We start from the raw sequence: 12,171 nt of genomic DNA, 5'->3' as shown, positions 1-12,171 counted from the left end.
GCGTGACGGGCGGGCGGTTGCAACCCGAGGCCGCGACGGTGGGTTGGAGGGGGCATGAGCGAACATTCCCATCAATGGACCCGCGAGGGCGACGCCCTCACCCGCCACCTCGAGTTCGAGGATTTCTCCGAAGCGTTCGGATTTCTCGCGCGGGTGGCGCTGCTTGCCCAGGAGCGCGACCATCACCCCGAGATCCGCAACGTCTGGAACACGGTCGATCTGACCCTCACCACCCACGATGCGGGAAACAAGGTCACCGAGAAGGACGAACGGTTGGCCGCCGCGATCGACGCGCTTCTGGCCTAGAACTCCGTTGTAACGGGCCGCGCTCGTTCGTGAGGTGGCGCGGTACGGGCCAGTTTCATCTTTCCTTCATCGTTGCCGGGCGATAGGCTGATCCGCAATGACCACCCGGATCGCCCTCATTCGCACCATCGGCCGCGCTTATGCGTGGACGTACGCCTATGGGCGCGCGGTGGCGACGGAGTAACGACGGACAGTCCGAAAAACTCCAGGAGACCACCGCCCGCCCGGCCTTCCGCCCGGCGGGTTTTTTATTGCCCGACGTTCACGACACCAAGGAGAAGCGACCATGTTCCAGGATAAAATCGCCCCGATGCCGACCGGCGCGGACTGGCGCGATCATATCGTCGAGGAACAATGGTCGCGGTATACGCGGGCGGACCATGCGACGTGGGACCGTCTGTACGACCGACAGGTGGCGCTGCTCGGCAGGACCGCCGTCTCGCCCTTCTTGGCGGGTCTGAAGCGACTGGGGCTCGACGAACCGGGCATTCCGGCGCTCGATCGGCTGACCCGCCGGCTTCACCATGCGACGGGGTGGCGGTTGGTGCCGGTGGCGGGGATCGTGCCCGACGCCGCGTTCTTCGCGATGTTGCGCGACCGGGTCTTTCCGATCGGTAATTTCATCCGCGACGGGGGCAACCTCGACTATCTGGAGGAACCCGACTGCTTCCACGACATCTTCGGACACGTCCCCGTGCTGGCGCACGGCCCGATGGCGGAATTGATGGAAGCGATGGGCGTCCTGGGGGTCGCGGCCTGTGCGGCGGGTCACGCCGAGCTGGTCAGCCGTCTCTACTGGCATACGGTCGAATTCGGACTGGCCCGCGAGGATGGTGCGGTGAAGATCTGGGGGGCCGGACTGGCGTCGAGTTTCGGGGAGGCGCGGTTCAGCCTCGAGGCCGACGTGCCGCGTCCGCGCTTCACGGTGCCCGACGCCGCCGCGACCCCTTATCGCTCCGACCGGTTCCAGCCGCTCTATTTCGTGTCCGACAGCCTGGAGACCTCCGCGCGCGATTTGGTGGAGGTAAGCGTCGATCGGCTCGCAGCGCTTGGCGCGGGACAGGCGGAGAGCTATGCCACCGCTCGATGAGCGAGTGGCAGACTTACGAAGACGGCGGAGACCCGCGGGCCCTGCGCGATGCGATGGGCTGTTTCGCGACGGGGGTGACGGTGGTGACCTGCGCCGATGGCGAGGGCATTCCGCACGGGCTGACCGCCAACAGCTTCACCAGCGTCAGTCTCGATCCGCCGCTGCTGCTCGTCTGCCTGGCCAAGAGCGCGACGAGCGCCGCGCCGTTGAGCCAGGCCGCTCATTTCGCGATCAACGTCCTGCGGACCGAGCAGCGTCCCGCCTCCATCACCTTTTCCACGCGCGGAGAGGACCGGTTCGGACGAACCCGCTGGACCCGGGGACAGGGGGGATCGCCGCTGCTGGAGGGCAGCCTCGCCCAGTTCGAATGCGCGCATCACGCGGTCCATGACGGTGGCGACCACCTGATCCTGGTCGGCCGCATCGTGCGGGCGGGCTTCGAAAAGGGCCCCGATCCCTTGCTCTACTTTCGCGGAAAATACCGTCGGCTGCATTTCGACTGATCGCTCTCTCAGCGACGGGATGGACCGTGGCAGCAAACGGACGAGCCGACCCCGAATAGGCGTTTAATCGAAAGTTAACGCGGAACATAACGCATAGTTAACGGCGTTACCGTCCTGCATCGCCTCTCTTGGCGGTGCCGCGTCAGGTCTGCCTGCGGACGGTTCGAGGAAGAAGCAATCCCGCGATTTTCCCTTCAACGTTCTGCCCTTCGCTTCGTCGCGGGGGATCCTGTCGTGATCGTGCCAGCAACAGGAGCTCTTTCATGAAGATCATGACCGCAACGACCGCCGCCCTTCTTACGGGCGTCGCGACCTTTACCCTTTCCACTCCCGCACAGGCGCAGGAATGCCTCCTCGACACGGAGGACGACGACAGCGCCACCCCCGCCGACGATGACGCCGGCGCCGAAGCCGACGGCGACGAGGCGCTTGCCTGCGGCGAGGATGCCAGCGCGACCGGCGACGACGCCATCGCGATCGGCAACCGCGCGACGGCCGAAGGCGGCGACGCCATCGCGATCGGCGGCAACCGCAACTTCGTCGATGCGAACAACAACGGCATCGCCGACGTGAACGAGGACGACGATCCCGACAACGACGTGTCCGACACGATGGCCATCGGCCCGTCGACGACCGCGGTCGGCGGTCAGGCCCAGGCGATCGGCCCGGGCGCCACGGCTTATGGCTGGCGCGCCGTCGCCGATGCCGAACGCGCCACCGCGCTCGGCCATCTCGCCAATGCCAACGGCCTTCGTTCGGTCGCTATCGGTGAAGCCGCCACGGCTGCCGACAGCAACGCGATCGCTATCGGCAACCTCGCCAGCGCGACCGGCGGCGACGCCATCGCGATCGGCGGCAACCGCGATTATGTCGACGCGAACGGCAACGGCATCGCCGATGTCAACGAAGACGACGATCCCGACAACGACGTGCGCAACACGACCGCCAACGGTCCGTCGACTACGGTCGTCGGTGGACAGGCGCTGGCGCAAGGTCCGGGCGCAACGGCCTATGGCTGGCGTTCGGTCGCGGACGGCGAACGCGCCACCGCGCTCGGCCATCTCGCCGAAGCGACAGGCATCCGCTCGGTCGCCATCGGTGAAGCGGCGGTCGCCTCCAGCGACTTCGCGACCGCGATCGGCAACGAGAGTTCGGCCGACGGCATCGACGCGCTGGCGGTCGGCGACAATGCGATGGCCAACGGCAATTCGACCACTGCGGTCGGCGGCGAGAGCGTCGCGATGGGCCCGGGGGCCAGCGCCTTCGGCTGGCGCAGTGTCGCCGATGCCGAGCGCGCTACCGCGCTGGGCCATCTCGCCAATGCCAATGGCGTGCGGTCGGTCGCCGTCGGTGAAGGCGCGACCGCGTCCGACACCAACGCCATCGCGATCGGCAACCTTGCCAGCGCGACCGGCGGCGACGCCATCGCAATCGGCGGCAACCGCGACTTCGTGGATGCCGACGGCAATGGCATCATCGACGTGAACGAAGACGACGATCCCGACAACGACGTGCGCAACACCACTGCCAACGGCCCCTCGACCACGGTCGTCGGCGGCCAGGCGCTGGCACAGGGTCCGGGTGCGACGGCCTATGGCTGGCGCGCCGTTGCGGACGCCGAACGCGCCACCGCGCTCGGCCACCTTGCCGAAGCGACGGGCCTTCGCTCGGTCGCGGTCGGTGAAGCCGCCAGTGCATCGGGCAGCCGCGCCGTCGCGATCGGCGACCTTTCGAGCGCCACGGCGGCCAACAGTGTCGCTCTGGGCAACGGGTCGGTCGCCAATCGCGCCAATACGGTGTCGGTCGGTTCGGCCGGTGCGCTTCGCCAGATCACCAACGTCGCCGCTGGCACGCAGGACACCGACGCGGTGAATCTCGCGCAGCTCAACCAGGCGATCGCCGATGCCGGCTTCGCGGGCTCGGTCCAGGTCGATCAGAACACCGGCGAGCTGGTCTATTTCGAGGTCAACAGCGATGGGGCCGCAGCCGACGCGCAGGGTGACGAATCGGTCGCCATCGGCGGCGATTCGGTCGCCAACGGCGTCGATGCGATCGCCATCGGTTCGGAAGCCAACGCACAGGGCAATTCGACCGTCGCCCTGGGCGGCGAGTCCGATGCCACGACGCCGGGTGCCACCGCGCTCGGCTGGCAGAGCCAGGCCACCGGCGCGATGGCCACTGCGGTTGGTCACCAGACCACCGCCAGCGGCGATCAGAGCTTTGCCGGTGCCGAGGATGCGGTCGCCAGCGGGGACCAGTCGGTCGCGCTCGGCAACCTGTCCAATGCCAGCGGCGACAACAGCATCGCGATCGGCAACATGGCGACGGCCGACGGTGGCGACGCCATCGCGATCGGCGGCAATCGCAACTTCGTGGACGCCAACGGCAACGGTATCGCCGACGTCAACGAGGACAACGATCCGAACAACGACATCTCGAACACCATCGCCAGCGGTCCTTCGACCACGGCGGTCGGCGGGCAAGCGGTCGCGCAGGGACCGGGGGCCACGGCCTACGGTTGGCGCGCGGTCGCGGATGCCGAACGGGCCACGGCTCTCGGCCATCTCGCCAACGCCAATGGCGTGCGGTCGGTCGCGGTCGGTGAAGCCGCCGAAGCGTCGGGTGACGGTTCGGTCGCCATGGGCAACGAGGCGGTTGCCAGCGGCACCAACAGCATCGCCATCGGCAACGGGGCGACGGCCACCAATGACGGCCAGGTCGTGATCGCGGGTCTCGGCACCAGCACGCAGAGCCAGGTCGGACCGATCAGCTTCGTGACCGCCGACAGCAACGGTACGCTCGGGACGTCCTCGATCGACCTTACGGGTCTGGCGCGGCAGACCGACGTGACCGCCAATGCGATGGCGATCATGGACAATGCCAACCAGATCGGCCTCAACACGAGCGCCATCTCGGGTCTGCAGGGCAGTCTTGCTGGCCTTCAGGGCAACGTCGATACGCTGTTCCAGCTGACCGAGGAAAACCGCGACAGCATCCGTGACGCGACCGCCGGCGTGGCGCTCGCCCTGTCGATGGAATCGCCCTACCTCCCCGATGATGCCAACTTCGGCCTGTCGGGCGGTGTCGGTTACTTCGACGAGCAGGTCGCTGCCAGCGTCGCCCTTTCGGCGCGCACCAGCGAACGCAGTTCGTTCAACGCCGGGATCGGCGTGACGGGCCGCGATGCCAAGGTCGGGGCCCGCGCAGGGTTCCAGGTCGCCTGGTAGGCACGAGACCAGCGCGAACCTGAGGAGGGGTCGGGGCATCATGCTCCGGCCCCTTTCTCTTGCGCTAAATTTACTGCCGGAAAACGTCGACACTCGACGGTCAGCTGAAGATTCGGTTCAAGGGCGACCGTAGGGAGCGGCCATCCTCTGTCACGCGTTCGGGGTTGATTGATTTTTGCCCCTCTCTCGAAGCCTGTGCATACTACCGCGTCGGAAAGATCGTCCGCATCGGTTGGCCATCGAGAGAGTATAGGTCGATTGCTTCGATTTGGTGCAAATCCTTGTAGGGCGAGCTGAAATCGACGAGCACCACCGCGCAGGATCCTCGTCGCCGAGCGCGCGCGAGAAGTTCGTCCGTTTCCGAGACCGCCACGATATCGACAGCTAACATGAGGTTGGCATTGCCGCGCGGAACGGCGGCTGTGCCGGTTAGCGCACAAGTTGATAGCGGCTCGCTCTGGAGTGCAGCGGTTGCTGCATCGTTTCTCGCAATGATGTCCTGCCACGGGCGCTTACGCTCTTGCTCATAGAGATAGAGCCCTACGTTCGACACTAAAGTCAGGGCCACGCCACCTAGGAATAGTGCGCGGCAACGCTCGATGCGTGTGGTGGCGACGACACCAATGATTGCGATGGCCAACGGTGCGGCAAGCTTCAATCGATCGAAGGAAAAAAGATGCGCGTGCTGCGCCAGCAGAATGTTGGCAAGCATTGGGAAGAGCGACGCGAGCAGTAAAAGTCTGTAGGGGGAATGAGGCTCTCTAGTGCCGCCACGCAAAATTTTCAGGAGGCACACCAATCCTATCGGAGCGGCAAGGCCAAACGAGATCACATAGTCTATCGGGAGACTGCTCAAGGCATCGAACGTGCCACCACGCGCGGATGCTCGTGACATCAGGGCGCTGCGCAGCGGATCGATTCCGATCGAAATAATAAAATGCCCTACGAGTAGGGCGCCGGCCGCGATCGTCGAAACGATGACGCCCCCACACACGTGCAATAAGTATCGGTCCGGCGTTTCTTTAAGAAGCGTCGCCAGACTCAGGAAAACAATCCCGGCGTTGAAGACGAAGCCGGTCCATTCGAGCGATGGGTAAATGAAGGCTATAACAACTAAGCCCGCAACCGACCTTTTGCCCCCATCGCCTTGCAAAACTCTCCACCACGACAACAACCCTGCGAAAAGGCATAGCTGCGAGATGGAATGACCCCAGAATACGGCCCCGTGGCTCAGCAACGCCTCGCGAGAGAAGAGATAGAGGGTAAACGTCGTTAAAAAGACAGTGGATCGGCGGCTCTCTTGATCGGGACGAAGCGCTTGGAAAACAGCGGTGACCAACCGAGCCAGCAGAATTGCAGCGATCAATCCGACGAGGCTGTTCGCCAAGCCGAGAAGCATGAATCGATCGACCTGTTCGACCCAGAGTGCGATGAGGAAGGCGATCAGAAACCCCAGCGGGGGAAATGATGTGTAAATGAAACTACCAGCCGAAGTAGGAACGGTCGCGCCCCAGCGGATCGGATCTTCGGGATCGGGATCGAGTGTGACGGAAGGAAGGAACCAATGGCTCTCGAGCGGCGCCGACTCGAAGACGCGGGCCGTCCAGAGCATATGATAGGTCGCTTCAAGGCCCTGCAATGCCGATTGCTGGTTGAACGCGGGCCATCGGACGAGAATCGAAGCGACCCATAGCAAAACCAAAAGTAGCGAAATTCGCAAGGGAGTTGCCTCTGGCGATGCGGTGCAGTTCATGTTGCAATCCTAAATCCCAGCGCGCAAGCGGCGAGCGACAGCAGCACCGAGGCGGCCACGTAGGCCATCGCCGCACCGGTGTCGCCGCGCTGCCAGAGGGTGAGTGTGTCGAGGCTGAACGCGCTGAAGGTCGTGAAACCGCCGAGCAGGCCGGTCACGAAGAACAGCCGCGCTTCCTGTCCGATGCCGTCGAGCGCGCCGATCGCGAGACCGATCGCGAGGCTGCCGACGATGTTCACCGCCAGAGTCCCCACCGGAAAGCCGGCGCCGAACCAGGCGAGCGTCCAGCGCCCGATCCCGTACCGCAGCAGTGCGCCCAGCCCGCCGCCGAGGAACACGGCGAGCGCGGCGATCAATGGTCGTCGATCCGCGCGGGTGCGGTTTCGTCGGGGCCGGCCGCGGCAGCGGCATCGTGCGCCTTGTCATGGCCGAACAGCTTGGTGACGACGACCGCCAGGATGGTGCCCCAGACAAGGCCGATGAGCGCCGCGCCCAGCGTATGCATGATCCACGAGCCGATGGCATTGTCGCCCGCCACCGCATCCGCCGCCGCCTCGTTCCAGTCGTAGATGAACTCGAGGAAGTGCATTTCGTGGAAGCCGTGGAGCAGGATCGACCCGCCGACCCACAGCATCGCGGCGGTACCGACGATCGACAGCGTCTTCAGCAACTTGGGGACGAAGGCGACGAGCCCGCGCCCGAACGATGCAACGCCGCCGCCACGCCGCGCGAGCGCTAGGCCGATATCGTCCAGCTTCACGATCAATCCGACCGTACCGTAAACGAGGAAGGTCACCGCGAGCGCGACCAGCGCCAGCGCGGCGGCGCGCATTCCGAGCCCGTCGACCAGCCCGCTGGCGGTCAGTTCGTTGAGCGTGATCGCCATGATTTCCGCCGACAGGATGAGGTCGGTCCGAACCGCGCCCGCTACCTGTCGCTTTTCCAGTTCTTCCGGCGTCGCGGCAATGACTTCTTCTTCGGTATGGTGCCCGCCGCCGAACGCCTCGATGACCTTTTCGGCGCCTTCGAAGGCCAGGTAGGAACCCCCGAGCATCAAAATGGGGATGATGAGGAAGGGTGCAAATTCGGACAGCAGCAACGCGGCGGGCAGGAGGAAGACGAGCTTGTTCTTCAGGCTACCCTTGGTGATCTTCCAAATGATCGGCAGTTCGCGTGCCGGCTCGAGCCCCGTGACGTACGACGGGGTGACCGCCGCATCATCGATGATGACGCCCGCGGTCTTGGACCCCGCGCGACCAGCGGCGGCGGCGACGTCGTCGACGCTGGCGGCGGCGGTGCGCGCGATGAGCGCGACGTCGTCGAGCAAAGCGACGAGACCGGATGGCATAGGCGAAAATCCCCTGTCTGGCGGTGCGCGCGGTTAGCGCCGTTCGATCCGTACCCGCGGTTCCTTCAGCGTTTCAAGCAACGTTCGCGCATCGGCGATATTCGCCACATAGGCGTCGAGGAACGTCAGGCTGATCGACTGCACCCGCCACACCCATTCATCCTCTTCCAGCCGCGGCAGGCTGTGCGGTCCGCCCTCGAACACGACGAGATACTTGTCGCCGGGCTGCGAACGGTCGAAGGCCATGCGGTGCAATTCCCAGTTGGGGAAGGTCGCGCCGCCCACGTCCTCGGTACCCGTCACCACCATCATCGGAACGTCGATGGTGGTGTAGCTGGTCTCGCTGACGAGCTGGGGGACCTGGCCGGGGGAGGAGAAGGCGAGGATCGCGTCGACGTCGGGGCCGGGGAGCGGACCGAACGCCCATTTTCCCTCGGCCTGCGTGAACGCGACGTAGCTGCCGAAGCTGTGGCCGGCGAGGACCACCGGCTTGCTGCCGTGATTTTCCTCGAGCCAGTTCCTCAGGGCCATGGTCGCGACCATCCGGTCGCCGATGATCGCCTGCGCGCCCGCCATGCTGTTCGCATCGACCCCGTCGTTGCCCGGATGCTGCGCACTGTCGAGCGTGACGGGAGCGAACACCGAGTAGCCCGCGCCCGCAAAGCTGGAGAGGAGCAGGTCGTAGTTGGACGGACTGCCGCCCCAACCGCTGCCGAAGAGGATCACGCCGCGAACGTCGTCGCCGAGCGCGTCCCATACCTCGACCCGGGTTTCGCCCTGTTCGGTCGGGACCATGACGAAGCGGTCCTGCGCCTGCGCGGGGGTCGCCAGCGTGCCGATGGCCAGCAGGAGCGCGCCCATCGCCGCAGCACCGCGGCGGCGCCATGTCATGCCATTCACCATCGATCCGTCCCCATCATCTACGCCGAGAAAGCGCGACTGTCGCCCGCCATGCCCGGGGATGCAACCCTCGATGCGGGCGTTCGTCCGGGGCGGCAAATCAGGGGCGTATCCTCGCGTCCCTACTCTACCCACCCGAAAATCGCAGACGAAATAACGGGAAGTTAATGCAGGACGCCCTTGCCTTCGACGGCGCGGTTGGCGCAGGACGACGCCATGCTTTCGATGGACTTTATCAAAAACAATCGCCCCGCGGTTCGCGACGCCATCGCGGCCAAGAATGTCGATCTCGACCTCGACCGGCTGTTCGCGCTCGATGCCGACATCAGGGCCGTCAAGACCGAGATCGACCAGCTTCGTGCGGAGCGCAATCGCATTTCGGGCATGTTCAAGGATGCCGCGCCCGAGGAGAAAGCCGAACTGGGCGCCAAGGCGAAGGCGGCGGGCAAGCAGGCGGGCGAACTGGAAGCGGGTCTGGGCGCCAAGCAGGACGAGATGCGCGCCATGATGCTGGCGATGCCCAACATTCCGTACGAGGGCGCGCCCGTCGGACCCGACGAAAGCGCCAACGTGGTCGTGCGCACCGAAGGCACGCCGCGCTCGTTCGACTTCACCCCGCTCGATCATGTCGAACTCATCGAAAAGAACGACTGGGCCGACCTCAGCCGCATCGTGCAGGTGTCGGGCAGCCGCACCTATTGCCTTAAGGGGCGGCTCGCGCTGCTCGAGCAGAAGCTGTTGGCGTGGGCGCTGGAAGAGATCATGGGCAACGGGTTCACGCCCATCACCCTGCCCGCGATCGCGCGCGAGGAAGCGTTCGTCCGGCAGGGCCAGTTCCCGGGACACCGCGAGGAAACCTACGAGCTGGAAAAGGACGAGATGTTCCTTGCCGGCACCGCCGAGGTCGCGCTGACGGGGCTTCATTCGGGCGAGATCCTCGAGGTCGATCAGCTGCCGATCCTCTACGCGGGCTACAGCCCCTGTTTCCGGCGCGAAGCGGGAAGCGCGGGACGCGACGTGCGCGGACTGCTGCGGGTCCACCAGTTCGTGAAGGTCGAGCAATATGTGATCTGCGAGGCCGACGATGCGGTCAGTGCGCAGTGGCACGACAAGCTGCTGGGCGCGGCCGAGAAGCTGCTCAAGGCGATGGACGTGCCCTATCAGGTCATCGAGACGTCGACCGGCGACATGGGCCTCGGCAAATATCGCATGAACGACCTCGAAAGCTGGGTGCCCAGCCTCGAGAAATATCGCGAGACGCACAGCTGTTCGACGTTGCACGACTGGCAGGCGCGGCGCGCGAACCTTCGCTATCGCAATGCGGAGGGCAAGGTCGTCCACGCCCACACGCTGAACAATACCGCGCTGGCGAGCCCGCGCATCCTCGTCCCGTTGCTGGAGAACCACCAGACCGAGGACGGGCGCGTGCGCCTGCCCGAGGGGATCCGCCATCTGATGAACGGCGACGAATATCTCTGATCCACTCGACCGGGTGCCCGGACTGGGGCGAAAACTCGTCGAGGTCGCGCACAATTTCGCGCGGCTGCCACATCGGATCGGGCACCTCGACGCGCGCGGTCCCGACGACGGGCCGCCCGCGCTGGTCATTCCCGGCTTTCTGACCACCGACCGCACCACGCTCGCGCTGCGCCGCGGGCTGGCCGCGGACGGGTGGCGGGTGCACGGCTGGGGGCGCGGGCGCAATCAGGGAGCCTACGAGGGGATCCTCGAGGACATGGACGCGCGGCTGGACACCGTCCGGGGCGACGACAAGGCGCTGCTGGTCGGCTGGAGCCTGGGCGGCGTAATCGCCCGCGAACTCGCCCGCGAGCATCCGGACAAGGTTCGGGCGGTGGTCACGCTCGCCTCCCCCTTTTCGGGTAATCGCAAGGCCAACAACGTCTGGAAATATTACGAGAAGGTCGCGGGTCACCCGGTCGACGAACCGCCCGTCGCACAAAGCCCTGAAAAGCCGCCGGTACCCACGCTGGCGCTCTATGCCGAGCGCGACGGCCTGCTCGCCCAAGGGTGCCAGCGGGGGCAGCTCGACGAAAGCGATGCCTGCGTCGGCATTCCCTGCGGCCATTTTCGCATCGGCATGTCGCGCGGCATGATCGCGCGGGTCGTCGAAGAGATCGATACGTTCGTGGAACGATAGAGGGAAACGTGGGGGTTCAGGGGAACTTCAGCCGCGATTTTCTATTCTTTTCTCACCATGAATGCGACGATCCCTCTCGAACCCGAACTGCTTTCCGACGCCGCGCCGCGCGGGTGGGAGCGGGTGCGCGAGCTGGCCTGGCAACTGCCCAGGCTGGCCGGGTTTCGCGGGCCATCCGACGCCGACGGCCCCGAGGACGGACCGCCGGCCCTGGTCATTCCGGGCTTCCTGACGTCGGATCGTGGAACCCATCTCATCCGCCACGCACTGGGCCGCGCAGGTTGGCGCGCCCACCCGTGGGAGCTGGGCGTCAACAAGGGCGCCTATGCGGAATTGCTGGACGAGCTGGAATCACGCGTCGATGCCATTGGCGGGGGGCGCAAGGTCCTGCTGGTCGGGTGGAGCCTCGGCGGTCTCTATGCGCGCGAAGTGGCGCGGGCCTGCCCCGGCAAGGTTCGCGCAGTCGTGACGCTGGCCTCGCCCTTTTGCGGCGATCTCAAGACCAACAACAGCGCGCGCTGGGTCTACGAATGGGTGGCGGGGCACGACGTCAATGAGCCGCCCTTCCCCCGGCTGGAGGAAAAGCCGCCGGTACCGACGATCGCCTTCTGGAGCCGCAAGGACGGCGTCGTCGCGCCCGGCGCGGCGTGCGGCAAGGGCGACATCCACTGCGATCGCGCGATCGAGATCGACACCCAGCACATGGGGTTCGCCATGTGGCGCCCGGCGCTGTCGCGGATCGCGCGCAACATCAACCGCTTCGTGGCCGAGGCGGAAGGGACCGATCCCGCGATGGGCTTTCGCGAACGCCGCCGTGCGAAACGACGCGCGCGCAAGGAACTGAAGGCCGCGCTGCGAAGCGGGTAACCGCGTCGAGTCGTTACCG

At 65.7% G+C, this 12,171-nt stretch carries 11 protein-coding genes; 7 read left to right on the top strand and 4 right to left on the bottom strand.

Annotation, left to right across the window (positions count from 1 at the left end; genetic code table 11):
* Nucleotides 1-54 precede the first annotated feature (54 nt).
* The 4 genes from WJT74_RS11675 (at nt 55) to WJT74_RS11660 (ending at nt 5,126) form a co-directional block, all read left to right on the top strand.
* Entirely contained in the window at nt 55-306 is a 252-nt protein-coding gene (locus WJT74_RS11675) for a 4a-hydroxytetrahydrobiopterin dehydratase (protein ID WP_343345097.1), read from the top strand.
* Nucleotides 307-592: 286 nt separating this feature from the next.
* A complete protein-coding gene (locus tag WJT74_RS11670) occupies nt 593-1,396 on the top strand; it encodes a phenylalanine 4-monooxygenase (protein ID WP_343345095.1) in 804 nt (267 codons plus the stop codon).
* Nucleotides 1,393-1,899 carry a flavin reductase family protein gene (locus WJT74_RS11665; protein WP_343345092.1) on the top strand — a complete coding sequence of 169 codons (507 nt, stop codon included), beginning with the start codon at nt 1,393-1,395 and terminating at the stop codon, nt 1,897-1,899. Before WJT74_RS11670 ends, WJT74_RS11665 begins: the two co-directional genes overlap by 4 nt.
* Before the next feature lie 263 nt (nt 1,900-2,162).
* Nucleotides 2,163-5,126 carry a YadA-like family protein gene (locus WJT74_RS11660; protein ID WP_343345089.1) on the top strand — a complete coding sequence of 988 codons (2,964 nt, stop codon included), beginning with the start codon at nt 2,163-2,165 and terminating at the stop codon, nt 5,124-5,126.
* Nucleotides 5,127-5,328: 202 nt separating this feature from the next.
* On the opposite strand, the gene WJT74_RS11655 is transcribed toward WJT74_RS11660, so the two are convergent.
* From WJT74_RS11655 to WJT74_RS11640, 4 genes are read right to left on the bottom strand one after another with little or no spacing between them, the layout of a single operon-like run.
* Nucleotides 5,329-6,879 (bottom strand): hypothetical protein, encoded by a 1,551-nt coding sequence (locus WJT74_RS11655; RefSeq protein ID WP_343345087.1) that lies wholly within the window; start codon nt 6,877-6,879, stop codon nt 5,329-5,331.
* Nucleotides 6,876-7,235, bottom strand: a complete 360-nt coding sequence (crcB, locus tag WJT74_RS11650) for a fluoride efflux transporter CrcB (RefSeq protein ID WP_343345085.1) — start codon at nt 7,233-7,235, stop codon at nt 6,876-6,878. The genes WJT74_RS11655 and crcB overlap by 4 nt, the downstream gene beginning before the upstream one ends.
* Nucleotides 7,232-8,227, bottom strand: coding sequence for a DUF808 domain-containing protein (locus WJT74_RS11645; RefSeq protein ID WP_343345083.1), 996 nt, complete (start codon nt 8,225-8,227; stop codon nt 7,232-7,234). The genes crcB and WJT74_RS11645 overlap by 4 nt, the downstream gene beginning before the upstream one ends.
* Nucleotides 8,228-8,260: 33 nt before the next feature.
* Nucleotides 8,261-9,118 (bottom strand): alpha/beta hydrolase family protein, encoded by an 858-nt coding sequence (locus WJT74_RS11640; protein ID WP_343345080.1) that lies wholly within the window; start codon nt 9,116-9,118, stop codon nt 8,261-8,263.
* Nucleotides 9,119-9,352: 234 nt separating this feature from the next.
* On the opposite strand from WJT74_RS11640, the gene serS reads away from it, so the two are divergent.
* The 3 genes from serS to WJT74_RS11625 are packed head-to-tail and all read left to right on the top strand — an operon-like array spanning nt 9,353 to nt 12,152.
* Complete coding sequence (gene serS / locus WJT74_RS11635) at nt 9,353-10,606, top strand: serine--tRNA ligase (RefSeq protein ID WP_343345077.1); 1,254 nt, start codon at nt 9,353-9,355, stop codon at nt 10,604-10,606.
* A gap of 13 nt (nt 10,607-10,619) precedes the next feature.
* A complete protein-coding gene (locus WJT74_RS11630; protein WP_343345074.1) occupies nt 10,620-11,285 on the top strand; it encodes an esterase/lipase family protein in 666 nt (221 codons plus the stop codon).
* Between the two features lie 57 nt (nt 11,286-11,342).
* The gene (locus tag WJT74_RS11625) at nt 11,343-12,152 is read left to right on the top strand and encodes an esterase/lipase family protein (protein ID WP_343345073.1); all 810 of its coding nucleotides are present in this window, start codon (nt 11,343-11,345) and stop codon (nt 12,150-12,152) included.
* Nucleotides 12,153-12,171 lie beyond the last annotated feature (19 nt).

This window comes from Sphingomicrobium sp. XHP0239 (assembly GCF_039555325.1).
In the GTDB taxonomy this organism is placed as follows: Bacteria; Pseudomonadota; Alphaproteobacteria; order Sphingomonadales; family Sphingomonadaceae; genus Sphingomicrobium; species Sphingomicrobium maritimum.
The sequence above is the reverse complement of the archived record's forward strand: the minus strand, read 5'-3'. Positions and strand labels throughout refer to the sequence as shown.